General features: G+C 69.5%; 15 protein-coding genes. 3 read left to right on the top strand and 12 right to left on the bottom strand.

Features of this window, described 5'->3' with window-relative positions; all coding sequences use genetic code 11:
- Positions 1–253: 253 nt before the first annotated feature.
- On the bottom strand, positions 254–502 hold the full coding sequence (locus VH112_12570; protein ID HEX4541067.1) for a hypothetical protein: 249 nt from the start codon (positions 500–502) through the stop codon (positions 254–256).
- Between the two features lie 3 nt (positions 503–505).
- Entirely contained in the window at positions 506–907 is a 402-nt protein-coding gene (locus VH112_12575) for a hypothetical protein (GenBank protein ID HEX4541068.1), read from the bottom strand.
- Positions 908–1,373: 466 nt separating this feature from the next.
- Between VH112_12575 and VH112_12580 the strand changes: the two genes are divergently transcribed.
- The 3 genes from VH112_12580 (at position 1,374) to VH112_12590 (ending at position 5,434) form a co-directional block, all read left to right on the top strand.
- Positions 1,374–1,784: a hypothetical protein gene (locus VH112_12580; protein HEX4541069.1), complete on the top strand. Its 411-nt coding sequence runs from the start codon at positions 1,374–1,376 to the stop codon at positions 1,782–1,784.
- A 486-nt stretch (positions 1,785–2,270) separates the two neighbouring features.
- Positions 2,271–3,554: a peptidoglycan DD-metalloendopeptidase family protein gene (locus tag VH112_12585; GenBank protein HEX4541070.1), complete on the top strand. Its 1,284-nt coding sequence runs from the start codon at positions 2,271–2,273 to the stop codon at positions 3,552–3,554.
- A gap of 377 nt (positions 3,555–3,931) precedes the next feature.
- The gene (locus tag VH112_12590; GenBank protein HEX4541071.1) at positions 3,932–5,434 is read left to right on the top strand and encodes a peptidoglycan DD-metalloendopeptidase family protein; all 1,503 of its coding nucleotides are present in this window, start codon (positions 3,932–3,934) and stop codon (positions 5,432–5,434) included.
- A 548-nt stretch (positions 5,435–5,982) separates the two neighbouring features.
- Here VH112_12590 and VH112_12595 read toward each other — a convergent pair.
- From VH112_12595 to queA, 10 genes are all read right to left on the bottom strand, one after another.
- Positions 5,983–6,183 carry a hypothetical protein gene (locus VH112_12595; protein ID HEX4541072.1) on the bottom strand — a complete coding sequence of 67 codons (201 nt, stop codon included), beginning with the start codon at positions 6,181–6,183 and terminating at the stop codon, positions 5,983–5,985.
- 88 nt (positions 6,184–6,271) lie between these two features.
- Positions 6,272–7,711, bottom strand: coding sequence for a replication-associated recombination protein A (locus VH112_12600; protein ID HEX4541073.1), 1,440 nt, complete (start codon positions 7,709–7,711; stop codon positions 6,272–6,274).
- The gene (gene aspS, locus VH112_12605) at positions 7,708–9,528 is read right to left on the bottom strand and encodes an aspartate--tRNA ligase (GenBank protein HEX4541074.1); all 1,821 of its coding nucleotides are present in this window, start codon (positions 9,526–9,528) and stop codon (positions 7,708–7,710) included. Before aspS ends, VH112_12600 begins: the two co-directional genes overlap by 4 nt.
- A complete protein-coding gene (gene hisS / locus VH112_12610; protein HEX4541075.1) occupies positions 9,525–10,805 on the bottom strand; it encodes a histidine--tRNA ligase in 1,281 nt (426 codons plus the stop codon). Before hisS ends, aspS begins: the two co-directional genes overlap by 4 nt.
- A 22-nt stretch (positions 10,806–10,827) precedes the next feature.
- Positions 10,828–13,047, bottom strand: coding sequence for a bifunctional (p)ppGpp synthetase/guanosine-3',5'-bis(diphosphate) 3'-pyrophosphohydrolase (locus VH112_12615; GenBank protein HEX4541076.1), 2,220 nt, complete (start codon positions 13,045–13,047; stop codon positions 10,828–10,830).
- A 135-nt stretch (positions 13,048–13,182) separates the two neighbouring features.
- Complete coding sequence (gene secF / locus VH112_12620) at positions 13,183–14,478, bottom strand: protein translocase subunit SecF (GenBank protein ID HEX4541077.1); 1,296 nt, start codon at positions 14,476–14,478, stop codon at positions 13,183–13,185.
- Positions 14,475–15,947, bottom strand: a complete 1,473-nt coding sequence (secD, locus tag VH112_12625) for a protein translocase subunit SecD (GenBank protein HEX4541078.1) — start codon at positions 15,945–15,947, stop codon at positions 14,475–14,477. Before secD ends, secF begins: the two co-directional genes overlap by 4 nt.
- 14 nt (positions 15,948–15,961) lie before the next feature.
- Complete coding sequence (yajC, locus tag VH112_12630; GenBank protein ID HEX4541079.1) at positions 15,962–16,387, bottom strand: preprotein translocase subunit YajC; 426 nt, start codon at positions 16,385–16,387, stop codon at positions 15,962–15,964.
- A gap of 61 nt (positions 16,388–16,448) precedes the next feature.
- Positions 16,449–17,573: a tRNA guanosine(34) transglycosylase Tgt gene (gene tgt, locus VH112_12635; GenBank protein HEX4541080.1), complete on the bottom strand. Its 1,125-nt coding sequence runs from the start codon at positions 17,571–17,573 to the stop codon at positions 16,449–16,451.
- Positions 17,570–18,619, bottom strand: a complete 1,050-nt coding sequence (queA, locus tag VH112_12640) for a tRNA preQ1(34) S-adenosylmethionine ribosyltransferase-isomerase QueA (GenBank protein ID HEX4541081.1) — start codon at positions 18,617–18,619, stop codon at positions 17,570–17,572. The genes tgt and queA overlap by 4 nt, the downstream gene beginning before the upstream one ends.
- Between the last annotated feature and the right edge of the window lie 28 nt (positions 18,620–18,647).

Below are 18,647 nucleotides of genomic sequence, written 5' to 3' on the forward strand. Positions count from 1 at the left end.
GGCCACGGTGAACATCACCGTCGGGTCCTTGGACACCAGCGACGCCGAGGCCAGGTAGTGGTGGCCCCGCTCGACGAAGTAGCCCACGAAGGCCTGGCGCAGCTCGTTGGAGTCCATCTTCACCATGACGGAGACGAAGCCTATCGGCCGCATCCCGACGGTCTCCGGCCGTCGATGCTGCCCCCGGCCTCACGCCGCCAACGCGCCTTGGACGGCGACGGCGACGGCCACCGCCGTCGCGCTCTCGATGACGTCAGCGGTGGGCGTGCCGGGTGTCTACCTGGGCCCGAAGCTCGGCCTCGTGGGCGCGCATGGCGTCTCGTCCGTCGGCGACGGCCTGCCGCACGTCGACGCCCACGGCGCGGGCCGCCTCGCTCAGGTCGGACGAGATCCGGTGCGGCGAGTACCGCTCCACCGTCTCCCGCACCGTCCGCATGATCCAGAAGGACATGCCGAAGCCGAGCCCGGCCCCCATCATCAGCCAGAACAGCCGCTTGAACACGATCTAGCGCTCCCTCCGCTGGCGGAACTGACGGGCTGCCAGGCTCGTGCCCCTTCCCAGGGCCCTGGCCTTGATAACCGGGCTCACCAGAGCGAGGTCGGGCAGCCGGGTACGCGCATCGGCCCGGCCGGACGACAGCAGCGCGCCGTTGTCCACGTGGTCGGCGCCGCCAACTCCGTCGCCGTTGGAGCGCGCGGCCGACCCAGCGGACCCGACCATGCCACCCACGCCGAGCGGCTCCGCCTCGGCTCGTAGCTCCGCGACACCGCGGCCCAGCTCCCGGGTCGCCTGGTCCAGGCGGCCAACCGCCGCGACCAGACGGGCGAGTAGGACCGTGAGGACGAGCGTGACGACCGCCGCGGCCGCGACGCCACCCGCCACCGCCGCCACCTCCCAACTGCTCACCTCGTAACCGTCCCCATCGGCCCCACTCCCTATCCACCCTGCTCCCGCACCGACCGACGATGCAGGAGCGACCAACCTCGACATACCCCGATCACGACCCCCGTCGATCACTAACGTAGCGGCGCTTCACAGCGCAGGGCTCCGAGCGGCCGGGATGCCTACCCTCGAACACAGTCGATACGGGGCCCAGGAGGCGACGTTTGCCCACCCGCTGCGGACCGGCGCGCCCAGAACCACCCGCCGTACGACCCGGGGACGGTACCCTGCGGTCCGTAGGACAAGGGGGGGCGATGTGCGGACCCGGCGATGTCTGGCAGCGGCGGTAACGAGCAGCCTGCTTCTCGCTGCCTGTGGAGCGAGCCACGGCAACGCCGGCCAAGCCAAGGCCAGCCAGTCCAAGACCAGCTCGGCCCAGGCCAATCCAGCACCGCCCAGCCCGTGTCTGCCCGGCTCTTGCGGAGCCAGCGTGAACGGCACGAGCACCACCGCGCCCGCGAGCGGGTCCCACGCCCCGTCCGCCAAGGCCCTTCAGGCATGGGGCGCCGCGCACGTCGCGACGATTCAGTCGTTGAGCGACGAGGCGTCGCATCTTCTCGGCGGTGCCGGCAGCGCCGATCAGGTGAAGCTCGCGTGCAGCGCGCTGGGCTCGCACGCACAAGCGGCCCTGTCGTTGCCGCCGCCGCCCGACGCCGCGACGGCGAGCCAACTGCAGACCGGTCTGGCCGACCTCAGTCAGCTCGCCCGAGACTGCGCGGCGGCCTTCGCAACCGGTGATGCGACAGCCTCTTCTCGGTTGATATATGAAGCAAACCAGGGAACGACTGCGCTCAGCCAGGTGATCCAGACCGTCAATGGTGCCGGTCGCGGCACGTCTTAGCTGGTCCAGATCCTCTCCGACGCCCGTATCCAAAACCTGCTATGAGCAGCTCGTCACCGCTCTCCTGACGATGACAGCCGGCGGCCACAATCAGTCCGGTATTTGTGGCGCACACGGACCCATTGTCTAGAACCAGGGCTTGCCAGATTCGACGATTGCTTTAAAGTGAGCCTTGATCCTTGTGACTCTCTGCTGCTTTGACGCGGCAGGAGGGTCAGACACCGAGGGCGGAGTGGGTGGATGCGAGTATTTTCTCGCGCCAGGGGCGGCGCAGTTGCAGCAATAGTCGTCATCATTCTCATCACGGGGGGCACCGCAGGCGTCGCCTTGGGCGAGCTCGCCGCGACACAGCCCACCGCCGACCAGCCACAGCCCGGCCGTGTACAGCCCGGCCACGTATCGAGCAAGGGACCGACCAAGGCGACTCTCGCGTCCGTCGCATCGCCGTGCGCACTGGGGACTAGCGGTGCGGCCACCGGCTGGAGCATGCCTCTGCCGGCGCAGTATCTCGTGAACGGCGCTGTCGACCAGGGTGTCGACTACTCCGCCCCAGGGGGAACGCCGGAGTGCGCCATGGGAGACGGGACAATCGTGGGCGAGGGCGGACCAGGGCTCGGAGGCTTCGGGCCGAACGCTCCTCTCTTGCACATCGAAGACGGGCCGCTCGCCGGTAGATATGTGTACTACGGGCATGCTGGGCCGGACCTCGTACCGGTGGGCGCACACGTATCGAATGGCCAGCAGATCTCTATTGTCGGCTTCGGGATCGTCGGCCTCTCGACGGGCCCCCATATTGAGATCGGCTTCTGGAATGTCATAAGCACGAACCCACTGGCGGGATCACCAGGATCATTCGGTGCCGGCCAGCCGATGCTGGACTACATCAACTCGGCGGCTCCAAGCTCGAACCCGAACTGCACCGTGTTCGGCGGTCATGCGGTCTGCGGGGCAATCAGGGACAAGTATGTGTCCCTCGGAGGACCTTTCCTGCTCGGCAACCCCATCACAGACGAGAGCCCGACCCCAGATGGGGTCGGAAGGTTCAACTACTTCGCCAACGGTGTGGCCATCTACTGGACTCCGGCCACCGGGGCGTGGTCCATCGGCGGTGCCATCCTCACCCACTGGGCAGCCATGGGCTGGGAGCGCAGCGTCCTCGGCTACCCGGTCACCGACGAGACCGGTACGCCCGACGGGATCGGGCGCTTCAACCACTTCCTCAACGGGGGCTCGATCTACTGGACACCCGCCACCCAGGCGCATGAGGTGCATGGCGCGATCCAAGCCAAGTGGGCCAGCGCAGGGTGGGAGCGCAGCGTCCTCGGCTACCCGGTCACTGACGAGGGCACCACTCCCAACACGATCGGGCGCTTCAACTACTTCAGCGGCCACGGAGCCATCTACTGGACCGGCCCAACCGGGGCGCAGTCGATCCACGGGGCCATCCTCGACAAGTGGGCCAGCATGGGCTGGGAGAACAGCGTGGTCGGCTTTCCGACGACAGACGAGTCCGGCACGCCCGATGGGATCGGGCGCTTCAACCACTTCAGCCTCGGCGGCTCGGTCTACTGGACGCCCGCGACCCAGGCGCACGAGGTGCATGGAGCGATCCGAGACAAGTGGGCCAGCCTCGGCTGGGAGCGCAGCTGTCTCGGCTACCCCGTGAGCGACGAGCTCGCCATCACGGGTGGCCGGCAGAGCAACTTCCAGCAGGGCGTGATCACATTCGACGCCACGTCCCTGCAGGCGACATCCAGCTGCGGCGCCTGAGACCCTTCGGCTCGCTCCCATCCGGTCGGTGCTGAGTCGTCTCCGAGGGGCCATTCGAGCTCAGCGTGCTGGGCCACACCGGATTCGTCCCTCAACCGGGTGAACCGGCAGTCAGTGCCAGCCGTTCGCACCGCGTGCTGGCCGGTCCTGATCCTGTCCAGCCGATACGGAACACTCGCGCTGACCAGGCTCGCAACGCCCTCGTCGCCGCAAGCCGGGCCGTTCACGATCACTCCCCCGTCCGTGGGACACGCCGACAAATGCCGCGAACCAGCTCTTGCCAGATTCGGCGAATCCTTTAGGGTAACCGCAATCCTTGTGACTCTCTGCTGCGTTGTCGCGGCCGCGGGTCAGACACCGAGGGCGGAGTGGGGGGTATGCGAGTAGTCGCTCGCGCTAGGGGCAGCGCAGTTGCCGTAATCGGGCTGATCATGCTCGTCTCGGGGGGCATCGCGGGTGTCGCCCTCGGTGAGCTCGCGGCGACGCAGTCTCCCGCCGAGCACGCACAGGCCGGCCACGGGTCGAGCAGAGGACCGATCAAAGCGACCCTTGCGTCTGTCGGGTCGCCGTGTGGGCTCGGGAGCTTTGGTGCGGCCAACGGCTGGGGAATGCCGCTGCCGGCCGGTTACCTGGGCGGCGGCAGCGTCGACCAGGGAGTCGACTACGCCGCACCGGGTGGAACGCCGGAGTGCGCCATGGGCGACGGCACGATCATCGGCGAAGGAGGACCGGGGCTCGGCGGCTTCGGCCCGTGGGCGCCGATCCTTCAGATCGACGACGGGCCGCTCGCCGGTCGGGCCGTCTACTACGGCCATGCCGGACCCGACCTGGTCCCGGTCGGCGCCCACGTCTCCAGCGGCCAGCAGATCACCGAGGTGGGCTACGGCATCGTCGGGCTCTCCACCGGACCACACCTGGAGATCGGGTTCTACCCTCCGGGCCCCTTCGGTGCCGGCCAGGCGATGCTGAACTACATCAACTCGACTGGCCCCAGCGACAACTCGAGTTGCACCGTCTGGGGCGGCCACCAGGTCTGCGGGGCGATCCGGGACAAGTATCTCGCCCTCGGCGGTGGCTTCGTGCTCGGCGCCCCCGTCACGAACGAATTGCCGACTCCGGACGGGGTCGGACGGTTCAACCACTTCTCCAACGGCTGGTCGATCTACTGGACTCCGTTCACGGGGGCATGGTCGATCCACGGCGCCATCAGGGACCATTGGGCGGCCATGGGCTGGGAGCGCAGCGTCCTCGGCTATCCGGTTACCGACGAGAGCCCGACGCCGGACAGGATCGGGCGCTTCAACCACTTCCTCAACGCCGGCTCGATCTACTGGACGCCGGCCACCCAAGCGCATGCGATCCACGGGGCGATCCGGGCCAAGTGGGCCAGCATGGGTTGGGAGCGCGGCGTCCTCGGCTATCCAGTTACCGACGAGGGCGTCACACCCAACAAGATCGGGCGCTACAACTTCTTCAGAGGCCACGGGGCCATCTACTGGACCGGACCCACCGGTGCCTGGTCGATCCGGGGGGCAATCCTCGACAAGTGGGCCAGCATGGGCTGGGAGACCAGCGTGCTCGGCTTTCCCGTCACCGACGAGCACGTTGCTCCGGACAAGATCGGACTGGCCAATCACTTCTCCTCAAACCACAGTCTGGGCAACGTCGACGGCTCGATCTACTGGACTCCCACCACGGGCGCCCACGAGGTGCACGGCATCATCAGGGCGAAATGGTTCAGCCTCGGCTCGGATCACAGCTGTCTGGGCTATCCGACCAGCGACCAGACGAAGACGCCGACCGGCTCGCAGAACACGTTCCAGCGCGGCGTGATCACCGTGGTCGCCCCGGCTGTCCAGACGGCCGTCTCCAGCTGCTGAGGCCCCTCGCGAGCCCATAGGGCACTTCCGGGCACGGACGGCCACATCACCTCTCACCCATCCGTGTCACCCGGATGGGTGAGGCGCGATAGCGCCACGCCCGCCGTCAGACGACGGAGCTCCCAAATTCGGCCTCATCGCCGCAGCGTGGGACAATCCCTGACAATCACCGCACCACGCACGGAGACGATGGACACACGTCAGAACGTCGACCTGAGCAGTCGCGTCCACGGCGAGGTACACGCTCGCGTGATCGCACGGAGCCAGGTACACGTTGGCGCCACTGCAACGAACACCGGTGAGCGAAAGCGACGACTGCATGTGCCGATCATCGTCGTCGCCGCTATCGCAATCATCGTTGGGCTTTCTCTCGGCCTGGGGCTGACCGGCGGCGCTGCGCAGAAGGTCCCGAGCGGCCGCCTCACCGGGTCGAGCGCCACAGCTCGCACACCTCAGACGGCGTCCACACCATTCACCACCACGTCGGCTGCACCGTCCTCGGTCAGCCCGACGACGTCGACCACTCTCTCGACGTCGACTACCCGCGCTCATCCGTCAGCCAGGGCACCGAGCGCCACCACCACGAGCACCACGTGGACGATGGGTCCTGGGGTGACGACACTATCTAGCGCACCGAAAACGTCGAGCCCACCTGCGATGTCGAGCCCACCGACGACCTCGAGCCCACCAACTCCCACGACGACGTCTTCGACCACGACCACCACGTCGACAACCACCCCGCCGACCACCTCGACAACCGAAGGCAGGTGAGAGCGCGTTTCTCTTCGCCCTGACACCACGTGCCACCGACGCTTGTCGGCGAGGCGCGGGCAGGCCTCACGCTGACGCGTCGTCGTCGTCTGGGTCCCGTCGGGCTCCTTGCTCAGGCTCGGGTGCATCGTTGCCGTGAGGGCCCCACAGGGCGCGAAGCCGCTGCCGCACCTCTGCCTCCGCCCCGTGCTCCGACGGCTCGTAGTAGCGATGGCCGGCGACCTCGGCAGGACGGTACTCCTGGCGCACCCACCCGCTCTCGTCGTCGTGGGGATACTCGTAGCCGTCTCCGTGTCCCAGGCGTCGCGCCCCGCGGTAGTGGCTGTCTCGCAGCCGGGCCGGTACCGCGCCCGCGGGCAGACGCTGCACGTCCTCGTGAGCCCGGCCGAGCGCCAGGGTGACCCGGTTCGACTTGGGTGCGGAGGCCAGGTGCACCACCGCCTGAGCCAGGTTGAGACCGGCCTCGGGTAGCCCAACGAACTCGACGGCTCGGGCCGCGGCGTCGGCCACGACCAGCGCCTGCGGGTCGGCCATGCCGATGTCCTCGCTGGCCAGGATCACCAGGCGCCGGGCGATGAAGCGAGCGTCTTCACCTGCCTCCAACATGCGGGTCAACCAGTAGAGCCCGGCGTCGGGATCCGAGCCTCGGACGCTCTTGATGAAGGCGCTGATGATGTCGTAGTGGTCGTCCTCCCCATAGCGCAGGGCCCTGGTCCCCCGCGCCGCCTCGGCGTCGTCCAGCGTCACCCGGAGGGCGCCGTCGTCTCCCGGTGCCGCCTGCTCCGTCCGGCGGGCAGCGAGGGCGAGCGCCACCTCGAGAGAGTTGAGCACCACCCGGGCGTCGCCGTCGGCCTGGTCGACGAGGTGGTGCACGGCGTCGTCGTCGGCCTCGGCGGCCTCACGGGTGAGCGCCCGGCGCACGACCTCCTGCAGGTCATCAGGACCGAGCGGCACCAGTCGGAACAGGCTCGAGCGACTCATGAGGGGCGCGTTCACCTCGAAGAAGGGGTTCTCGGTGGTCGCCCCGATCAGGACGAGCGTCCCGTCCTCGACCGACGGCAGCAGGGCATCCTGCTGGGCCTTGTTGAACCGGTGCACCTCGTCCAGGAACAGGATCGTCCCTTGCCCCTGCTCGGCCAGACGCCGACGGGCGCCATCGACGACCTCTCGCACGTCCTTCACCCCGGCGGTCACAGCCGAGAGCGGTACGAAGGCCTTGGCACTGCTCTCGGCCACCAGCCGGGCGAGCGTGGTCTTCCCCGTTCCGGGCGGACCCCACAGGATGATCGAGGACAGCCGGTCCGTCTCGATCAGGGCTCGGAGAGGAGCGCCCGGGCGCAGAAGGTCGTCCTGGCCCACGACCTCGTCGAGGCTGCGGGGCCTCAGCCGGGCAGCCAGCGGCGCCTGCCGGGCCAGTTGCTCCTCGAGGGCGGCGTCGAACAGACCCGGCCGGTCAGCCCCTGCCCTCGGGCCACCCTCCCGGGCCGGCCGGGCCGTCGGCGTCATTGCTTGCGGGGCGCGACACGGATGCCCAGCTCGGCCAGCGACCCCGGGTCGAGCGGCTTGGGCGCCCCGGTCATCGGGTCGAGCCCGGACTGTGTCTTCGGGTACGCGATGACCTCGCGGATGTTCTCCTGCCCGGCGAGGACTGCGACGAACCGGTCGATCCCCATGGCGAAGCCGCCGTGTGGCGGCGCCCCGTACCGGAAGGCATCGAGCAGGAACCCGAACCGCGACTCGGCCTGCTCGTCACTGATGCCGAGGGCGGCGAAGATGCGACGCTGCATGTCGCCCCGGTGGACGCGGATGCTGCCGGACCCCAGCTCCCACCCGTCCAGCACGAGGTCGTAGGCGAGGGAGCGGACGCGCAGCGGGTCCGACTCCAGCAGCGAAAGATCCTCCGGGTTCGGCATCGTGAACGGATGATGGGCGGCCTCGGGTCGGCCGTCGTCGCCGACCCCGTCGAACAGCGGGAAGTCGACGATCCACACGTAGCGGGCCGGGCCCTCCCCGACGGGCGGCCGACCGAGGTAGAGCCGGAGCTGTCCCATCACCGAGCATGCCGGATCATGCTCGTCGGCCACGGCCAGCACCAGGTCGCCGGGCTCGGCATCCGCGGCGGCGATGATGCCGGCCTCCTCCTTCGCGCTCAGAAACCGCGAGATCGGCGACTCGAGCACCGGGCCCGATCCGCCATCGGTACCAGGGACCACCCGGGCCCAGACCAGCCCCTTGGCCCCGAGCCCCTTGGCCCGGTCGACCAGGGCGTCGAGCCGCGACCGGCTGAGCCCGCCCTGGCCGGGCACCCGGAGCGCCTTCACCGACGGGGCCCGGAGCGCGTTGAGCTCGGTGTTGGCGAGCACGCCGGTGAGATCCACCAGCTCCATGCCAAAGCGCAGGTCCGGCTTGTCGGTACCGAACCGGTCCATGGACTCGGCCCACGCCATGCGCTCCATCGATGGCCGGGACCGACCGGTGGCCGCGTCGTCGGCTTCGAGGACGGCCTCGGACACGAACTCGATCACGTCGTCCTGACCCACGAACGAGGCCTCGAGGTCGAGCTGAGTGAACTCGAACTGCCGATCGGCCCGCAGGTCCTCGTCCCGCATGCAGCGTGCCAGCTGGTAGTAGCGGTCGAACCCACCGACCATGAGGAGCTGCTTGGCGATCTGGGGGCTCTGGGGGAGCACATAGAACGAGCCGGGCTGGCGGCGCGAAGGCACGGCGAACTCCCGGGACCCCTCGGGCGTCGGGGTCCACAGCAGCGGAGTCTCCACCTCGGTGAAACCCTGGCGCTGCATCGCCGCCCGGATGGCGGCGTTGACACGCGCCCGCAGCCGCAGGTTGGCCTGCATCCGATCGCGCCGCAGGTCCACGTACCGATAGCGGAGCCGGAGCGATTCGTCAGCGTCGATGCGGTCGGTGACCGGGAACGGGGGCGGCTCGGCCGTGGCGAGGATCTCGACCTGGCAGTCACCGACCTCGACCTCACCGGTCGACAGCGCCGGGTTGACCGTGCCCTCGGGGCGGAGGCGCACGGTGCCAGCCACGGCGACGACGTACTCCGACCGGAGGTCATGGGCGTGGTCGACGACACACTGCACGACTCCGGTGTGGTCACGCAGGTCCACGAAGGCGAGGTGCTCGCCGTGCTCGCGGCGGCTGGCCACCCAGCCACACAGACGCACGGACCGGCCGGCGTCGGACGCCCGAAGCGTCCCGCAGTAGTCGGACCGCATCCCGACGGCAGCCGGCCCGGGAGGCCGGCCCGAGGAACCAGCCGGCCCGGGAGGCCGGCCCGAGGAGTCAGCCGGCTCGCTCACGATCGGGCCCGCTCGAGCGCAGTCTGCACCGCCTTGGCGACCTCGTGGCGGGGCACCTTCTCCTCGTCACGATCCGAACGCAACCAGTGCACGGTCACCGTGCCGGCCGCCGCCTCGTCGGGACCGACGATGAGCGCTACCTCGGCCCCCGAGCGATCGGCCGCCTTGAGCTGGGCTCGGGCCGAGCGTCGATCAAAAGCCCGGTCGACACGAACGCCGGCCGTTCGCAGCTCGTCGGTGAGGTCGCGCGCCGCGCCACCACCAGTGAGGTCGACCACGAAGGCGTCGAGCGAGGTCGCCGGCGTCGGGAAGGCGCCCTCGGCATCGCAGGCCTGGAGCAGGCGCTCGATTCCGATCCCGAAGCCGATGCCAGGCGTCGGCGGTCCTCCGAGCGCCTCGACCAGGCCGTCGTAGCGGCCACCACCACCGACGCCGTTCTGCGCCGCCTCGAGCGCCAGGGCCGAGAACTCGAAGGTCGTGCGGGTGTAGTAGTCGAAGCCGCGCACCAAGCGGTGGTCGATCGAGTAGCTGACGCCGAGGGACTCCAACCCTTCGAGGACCCGGGCGAAATGTCTCGCGCACGGCTCGCACAGAGAGTCGAGCAGCCGGGGCGCGTTCGCCGTGACCCGCACGCACGCCTCGTCCTTGCAGTCCAGCACCCGCAGCGGGTTGGCGGCGTAGCGCTCGCCGTGCTCGTCGCACAGCTCGGCCCGGTGCGCCTCCAGGAAGGTGCGGAGCGAATCGATATACGCGGGCCGACAGGCCGCGTCACCCATCGAGTTGAGCTTCAGGTCGATACGGGTCAGGCCCAGGCCGGTGAAGAATCGGGACGCCAGGGTCACGACCTCGACGTCGAGATCGGGATCCTCGGTGCCAAGCGCTTCCACCCCGAGCTGGTGGTGCTGGCGGTACCTCCCCGCCTGGGGACGCTCGTAGCGAAACGCCGGCGTGACGTACCACGCCTTCCACACCACGGGCGGCCGGAGCTGGACGAACGCCCGCACGATGGAGGCGGTCCCCTCGGGTCGAAGAGCGAGGTGACGGTCGCCCTTGTCCCGAAATTCGTACATTTCCTTGCCCACCACGTCGGTGCCCTCTCCCATCCCGCGCACGAAGACCCCCACCTCCTCGAACATGGGACTCAGCACCAGCCCGTAGCCCGCTCGCTCTACAAGACGGGCGAAGGCCACGACGAGGGCCTCCCATCGTGAGGAGTCGGGAGCCAGGACATCGCGGGTCCCGGCGGGTGCCTGGAAGGCTTGACGCTGCTGGGGCACGACTTCTCAGACTAGTGAGGCCTCAGGCGCCCTTGCCTGGGAGTATGCGGTAGGCGTCATAGACGCTGTCGAGGCGCTTGATGGTCCCGATCACCGAGTCGAGGTGGCTCGGGTCGGCCAGCTCGAACTCGAAGCGCATCCGGCTCACCCGGTCGGCCGCCGTGTGGCTGGAGCTGGCGAGGATGTTGATGTGGTGCTCGGCCAGGACCTTGGCCACGTCGGCGAGCAGGCGGGCCCGGTCCAGCGCCTTCACCTCGATCGACGCCACGAAGACCCCCGTCGCGTCGCGGTCCCACTCCACCTCGATGAGCCGCTCGCCGGTCTGCGACGACAGCGACATGGCGTTGGCGCAGTCGCCACGATGGACCGAGACCCCACGGCCCCGGGTGATGAAGCCGAGGATCACGTCGCCCGGGACCGGCGTGCAGCACCGAGACAGACGGATCATCACGTCGTCCAGGCCCTCGACGTACACCCCGGTCGACTGCCGCCGGCTCGGACGCCGCGGCGGGCGCGCCGTCGTCGGCAGCTGCTCGTCGTGGCCCCCGCCCCGAAGCTGGCGGGACAGGCGCTGGGCAACCGAGATGGCCGATACGTGGCCCTCGCCGATAGCCGCGTGCAGCGCGTCCAGGTCGGCGTAGTTCATCGACTCCGCCAAGGTGCTGATCGAGGCCGAGGCGGCGAGCTTCTGCACCGGCAGGCCCTCCCGCCGGAGCGCCTTGACGAGGTCGTCCTTGCCCGTCTCGATGGCGTCCTCCCGCCGCTCACGGCTGAACCACTGGCGGATCTTGTTGCGGGCGCGGGGCGTCACGACGAGCTTGAGCCAGTCGCGAGACGGTCCCGCGGTGGGCACCTTCGAGGTGAAGATCTCGACCGTGTCGCCCGAGTGGAGGGCGGAGTCCAGCGGGATCAGCCGCCCGTTGACCCGGGCCCCGATGCAGCGGTGCCCGACCTCGGTGTGGATGGCGTAGGCGAAGTCGATTGGTGTGGCCGCCGTGGGCAGCGTGAGGACCTTGCCCTTCGGGGTGAAGACGTAGACCTCGTCCTGGTCCAGGTCGAGCTTGAGCGTCTCGAGGAACTCGGTGGGATCCGGGGTGTCCCGCTGCCAATCGACGATGCGCTGGAGCCAGGCGATCTCAGCGGGCGACGAGCGTTCCTTGTAGCCCCAGTGGGCGGCGATGCCGTACTCGGCTCGGTTGTGCATCTCCCGGGTGCGGATCTGGACCTCGAGGGGCTTGCCCATCGCTCCCACGACCGTGGTGTGCAGCGACTGGTAGAGGTTGAACTTCGGCGTGTTGATGTAGTCCTTGAACCGCCCCGGCACCGGGCTCCAGATGGCGTGGATGGCACCCAGCGCCGCCCAGCAGTCCTTCTCGGAGTCGACGAGGACCCGGATGCCCACGAGGTCGTAGATGTCGTCGAACTCCTTGCCCTTGACGACCATCTTCTCGTAGATGCTCCAGAGGTGCTTGGGTCGACCCGTGACCTCGGTCTTGATGGCCACCTCCTGGAGGCGCTCCCGGACCGACTCCAGCACCTGGGCCAGGTAGATGTCCCGCTCCGGCGACCGGGTGGCGACCATCTGCTCGATCTCGGCGTAGCGCTTGGGGTGAAGTGTGGCGAAGGCCAGGTCCTCTAGCTGCCACCGGATCTCCTGGATGCCGAGGCGGTGCGCCAGCGGCGCATAGATGTCGAGCGTCTCCTGGGCCGTCCGGCGCTGCTTCCACGCCGGCATGCTGGCGATGGTCCGCATGTTGTGCAGGCGGTCGCCCAGCTTGATGATCAGGACCCGCCAGTCCTTGGCCATCGCCACCAGCATCTTGCGCATGGTGGCGGCCTGCTGCGCCTCCCTCGAGTCGAACCGCAGCCGGTCGAGCTTGGTGACACCGTCGACGATGGCCGCCACCACGGGGCCAAAGTCCTCCGACACCGAGTCGAGCGACAACCCCGTGTCCTCCACGGCGTCATGGAGGAGGGCCGCGGCGATGGTGACGTCGTCCAGGCCCAGGTCGGCGACGACGGTCGCCACGGCGAGCGGGTGGTTGATGTAGGGCTCGCCGGAGTTGCGAACCTGGTCGACGTGGGCCCGCTCCGCGACCCCGTAGGCCCGCACGATGAGCGAGGGCGAGGCCTTGGGATGCCGGGCCCGGAAGGCCTTGACCAAGGGTGTCACCGCCGGCGTGGGCGCGGACGTCTGCCGATGCCAGGGCAACAGGGCCCGATCGACGCCCACCATGCGCATCACGATCCGACCCTCACGTCGCGACCCTGATCGGGGATAGACCAAGCTCCACTCTTCTACGGTAGTCGTCGGGGCGGCGTGAGGGCACCATCCCGCCCCAACAGGCTGTGTTGTCGAGCCGCTGCCGCGGAGTGTCTATCGCCGTTTGCCCTTCTTTCGAGGGCGAGGCGACGAGCGGCGACCCGACGGACGCCCCCTGGTCGAGCTCGGTCGGGGCCGACCGGTGGGCGCGGGTCCTTGGCCGGCACCGTCTGTCGATTCCGCTGCCACACCGTCCTCGCCGGGCCTCCCGCCATCGCCAGTGACGGCGGCGCCGTCCGCTTCCGCGTGCCCGGCGCGACCGCCCCGTCCGGCCCCAGACCCGGCTCGCACCAGGGCCCCCGGTTGGCTGCCGCCCCCCCGAGCGGCGGCCGCCGCCGCCGGCGTGAGCAGCGTCATGGCCTCGCCCCGTGCGCTCAGCCGCTGTCGGATCGTGGCGTAGCGACCCTCGCGCTCCTTCATCATGGCGAGCAACGGGGAGGCGATGAAGATCGAGGAGTAGGCCCCGCTGGCCAGGCCGATGAACAGGGCCAGGCCGAACTCCTGCAGGGGCTTGGCCCCGAGGAACTGGGCCCCGATCACGAGGATCGACAGGATGGGCAGCAGGGCCACGAACGACGTGTTGATCGAGCGCATCAGCGTCTGGTTCATGGAGAGGTTGACCACGTCGCTGTACGTGAGCCGACCCGTCGACGCCAATCCCTTCGTGTTCTCCTGGACGCGGTCGAACACCACGATGGTGTCGTACAGCGAGTACCCAAGGATGGTGAGGAACGCCACCACCGTGGCCGGGGTGACCTGCAACCCCGACAAGGAGTAGATCCCGGCGGTCACGAGGATGTCGTGGATGACCGCCACGATGGCCGCCACCGCCATCTTCCACTCGAAGCGCAGCGTGATGTAGAAGGCGATGGCCAGGAAGAAGGCCAAGAGCGCGTACTCGGCCTTGGTCGTGATCTCGTGGCCCCACGTCGGGCCCACGTCGTTGATGCTGACCTGGGACGGCTGCACGTGGGCCACCGACGCCAGCTTGTTGGTGACGGCCTGCTTCACCTGGGCCTGGTGGGCGGCTGAGCCCGAGTTGACGTTGGCCTCCACATCGAGCGTCTTCCCGCCGAGCACCGTGATGGTGGGATCGGGCACTCCCACCGAGCCCACGGCCGAACGGGCCTGGCTCACGCTGACGTTGGGCGCCACCACCTGCCAGGACGTGCCGCCCTTGAACTCGATGCCGAAGTTGAGGCCCTTCACGCCGAGCGAGACGGACCCCACGATGATCACCACGGCCGACAGCAGGAACCAGCGCCACCGCTTGCCGACGAAGTCGAAGGCGGTCTCGCCCCGGTACAGGCGCGACCACAGGCCGCGCAGCCCGCCCCTCCCCTCGCTCACGCCGGAGTCCTCGCCGGAGGCCGGGCGGGGGCGCCATCGGCCTTGGGCGCAGGCGTTGACGCCAGACCGCTGGCCACGCCCAGCCACCGGGCCTCGGTGAAGAACCGGTTGCGGCCGACCATGACAACCATGGGCCGGGTGAAGGTGAACGTGATGATGACGTCGAGCAGGGTGGACAGGCCCAGGTAGAAGGCGAAGCCGCGGACGGCGCCGACGCTCAGCCAGTAGAGGATGGCGGCACCGATGAACGACACCGCGTCGGCCGCCAGTACGGTGCGGAAGGCGGAGCGGAAGCCCCTGTCCACCGACGACCGGATCGTCTTGCCCGACCGTATCTCGTCCTTCAATCGCTCGAAGTAGACGACGTAGGAGTCGACCGTGATGCCGATGGACACGATGATGCCGATCACGCCTGACAGGTCGAGGGCGAGGCCGTTGCTGTGGCCCAGGTATGACACGATCGCCCAGAGCAGTGCGGCGGTGAGGCCCAGTCCCGCGACCACGATCATCCCGAGGGCCCGGTAGTAGGCGATCATGTACAGCATCACCAGGCCCAGCCCCACGAGACCGGCCACCAACCCGGCGTGCAGCGAGTCATGGCCCAGGGTGGGCGACACGGTGGTGACGGTCTGCTGGTTGAGCTGGACCGGCAGGGCGCCGTAGCGCAGGATCAGGGCCAGGTTCTTGGCCGACGACTCGTTGAAGCTCCCGGTGATCTGGCCCTGGCCGCCGAAGCTCTGGGCGTTGATCGTCGGCGCCGACTGAACGGTCCCGTCGAGCTCGATGGCCACCTGCTTCTGGTAGTTCTGCTGGGCGAGCTGGTCGAACTTCGGCGATCCCGAGCTGGTCAGGGTGAAGTTGACCTGCCACCCGCCGCCGTTCTGGGGCACGGCGGCGCTCGCGCTCTTGATGATGCTCCCGTTGAGGATGGCCGGGCCGAGGACGTAGCGGGTCGTCGAGTTGATCTGCGGCAACAGGACGTTGCTTTGCGATACGTCGCCGCCCTTGGGCGTGCTGGGCACGCTGGCGAGAGTGGGGTCGGCCTGCCCGCCGGCGGCCGACGAGCAGGACGGCGGCCCCGCAGGCGGAGGGGGCTGGCCCGGTGCCGGAGGCGTGAACGGCGGAGCCGTGCACAGCACCGGGCGGAAGAACAGCTGCGCCGTCTGACCCACGATCTGGATGGCGCGCTGCTGGTCCTTGACGCCCGGAAGCTGGATGATGATGTTGTTGCCCTGGCGGGCGATGTTGGGCTCGGCCACGCCGAGGGCGTCCACCCGGTTGCGGATGATCGAGATGGCCTGGTCGAGCTGGTCCTGGGGGACCTGATGGGCCGGCTGGTAGACCACCGACACACCGCCCTGGAGGTCCAGCCCCAGAGCCGGCGAGTACCCGAGGCCGATCACGGCCCCCAGTGCCCCCAGGCACACCAGCACCGTCCCGATGGCCCACACCATCAGGCGCCGTCTCAACGAAACGCTCCCATCTACCCGGCGATCTCCTCGGGTCCGTTGTCGTCCCGGTGGCGGCCCGAACCCTGAGCCCGCTCATCGTGGGAGCCTTCGTGACGCTCGTCGTCGACCTCGTTGGTGTCGTCGACCTCGTGGGCGACGTCCGCCGCGTCTGACTCGTCGGACTCGTCGGACTCGTCGGACTCCGTCGGATGCTCCACCTTGCGGCCCAGCGCCTGGCGCAGCATGGCGATCGTCACGCCGGGAGCCACCTCGATATAGACGCGGTCCTCCTCGATCGCCTCGACGTGGCCGACGATGCCGCTGACCGTCACGACCTCGTCACCGACGTCGATGGACGAGACCAGGGCCTGCTGCTGGCGGACGCGTTGCTGCTGGGGGCGAATGAGCAGGACGTACATCAAGATGAGTAGCAGGGGCAGGAAGAGGAGGATTTCCATGGATTTGGACCTCCAAGGGGAGCAGTCATCGAGATTACTCCAGGCGGGCTGGCTGGAGTTTTCAGGCTGACGTGCTGGGCAGAGGCCTCCATTGGCCGGCGAGCTCGGCCCGCAGCCCCGTCAGGGTCCCGTCTCCGATGGCCGCCCGCATGCGAGCCACGAGGGCGAGGATCCAGGCCAGGTTGTGCATCGTCAGCAGTCGCCGGGCGGACGCCTCGCCGATGACCAACAGGTGGCGCAGGTAGGCCCGCGACCAGCGTCCGCAGACGGCGCAGGGGCAGGCCGGATCGATGGGGTCCCCGTCCCGGGCAAATGCCGCGTTGCGCAACCGGAGGGGACCTTCGGTGGTCATCGCCGTGCCATGCCGGGCCAATCGGGTCGGCAGCACGCAGTCGAACATGTCGACACCGACGGCGACCGCCTCGACGAGCCCGACGGGGTCCCCGACGCCCATCAGGTAACGGGGCCGGTCTGCGGGCAGCTCGGCCACGGTCGGGGCCAGGGCGGCGAGCATCTCGCTCCTGCTCTCGCCGACCGAGAGGCCCCCGATGCCGTACCCGGCGAGGTCGAGCTCCACGGTCCGCCGTGCGCTCTCGGCCCGCAGCGCCTCGTCGATCCCTCCCTGCACGATGCCGAAGAGGGCCTGGCCCTCCCGCCCTCCCCGGCGATGGGCCTGGCTGGCCCGCCGACCCCACGCCACCGTCCGTTCGACGGCCTGGCGCAGCACCGTTGGGGAGGAGGGCAGCGGTGGGCACACGTCGAGGGCCATCTGGATGTCGGCACCCAGGAGGCCCTGCACGGCCACGGCGTCCTCGGGCGTCAGGCGGTGAGTCGAGCCGTCGTAGGTGGAACGGAACGTCACCCCGTCGTCGTCCACCCTCGCCGCCAGGGAGAAGACCTGGTACCCACCCGAGTCGGTGAGCACCTGGCCGTCCCAGGCCGCGAAGCGGTGGATGCCGCCCATCGCAGCCACCACGTCGGCGCCCGGGCGCAGCATCAGGTGGTAGGTGTTGGCCAGGGTGACCTCCACGCCGAGCATCTCGAGGTCGGCGCTGGAGAGCCCCTTCACGCTGCCTCGGGTCCCGACGGGCATGAAGCAGGGGGTCGTGAAGCGGCCGCGCGGGGTCTCGACCGATCCCGTGCGGGCGGCCCCGTCTCTGGCTGCGACCGTGAACCGCAGGGTCACGAGGCTGCCGAACTCCTGCTCACGATCATGGCATCGCCGAAGGACAGGAAGCGGTAGCCCTCGGCGAGGGCGAGGTCGTAGAGCGTTCTCCACCGCTCACCGCAGAAGGCGTCCACCAGGAGTAGGAGCGACGACCGCGGGAGGTGGAAGTTGGTCAACAGCACGTCCACCACCCGGAACGGGAAGCCGCCGTGGATGAACAGCGACGTACGCCCGCACAGCTCTCCGCTGGCGGCTGCCGACTCGAGGGCGCGGACGGCCGTCGTACCCACGGCCACCACCCGCCGGGCGCGATCGCAGGCCTCGAGCGTCGACGCCGGCACCGAGTAGCGCTCGCTGTGCATGGTGTGGTCCTCGGGGCGGGCTGCCGTGACCGGCCGGAAGGTGTCTGCACCGACCGCCAGGTCGACCGTCGCCAGCTCGGCGCCGCGGGCCCGACACCGCTCGACGAGCTCGGCGTCGAAGTGGAGACCGGCGGTCGGTGCGGCTACCGAGCCCGGTCGGCGGGCGAACACCGTCTGGTATCGGCCAGGGTCGTCGAGCGGTTCGTGGATGTACGGCGGGAGGGGGAGCTGGCCCTGGGAGTCGGGCAGCGCGTCATCGAGTAAGCGCACGATCCGACGCCCGTCGCCCCCTTCGTGCTTCTCCCGCGTGTCCTGCCCGCCGCGGGGGCCGACCGCGGGCCCGCGCACCTCGACGGCGGGCGACTCGTCAGCGAACAGGGTCGTGCCCGGCGCCACCCGTCGGCCCGGTCGGACGAGCGCCTCCCAGCAGCCGGCCCCGGCGGCGGCCGGCTCGAGGAGGAGCACCTCGACTGCCCCCCCAGTGGCCTTGCGCAGCCTCAGCCGGGCGGGGATCACCCGGCTCTCGTTCACCACGAGGAGGTCCCCCGCCTCCAGGACCGCCGGCAGGTCGCCGACCGTGAGATGGCGCGCCGGCGCCGGGTCGTCGAGTCCGACCAGCATCCGGGCGTCCGATCGCCGCCGGGCGGGGCGCTGGGCGATGGCCTCGGCGGGCAGGTCGTAGTCGAAGCGGTCCAGCTCCACGCCACGAGCGTAGGGGCGACCGGACCCC

Source organism: Acidimicrobiales bacterium, from assembly GCA_036270875.1.
In the GTDB taxonomy this organism is placed as follows: domain Bacteria; phylum Actinomycetota; class Acidimicrobiia; order Acidimicrobiales; family AC-9; genus AC-9.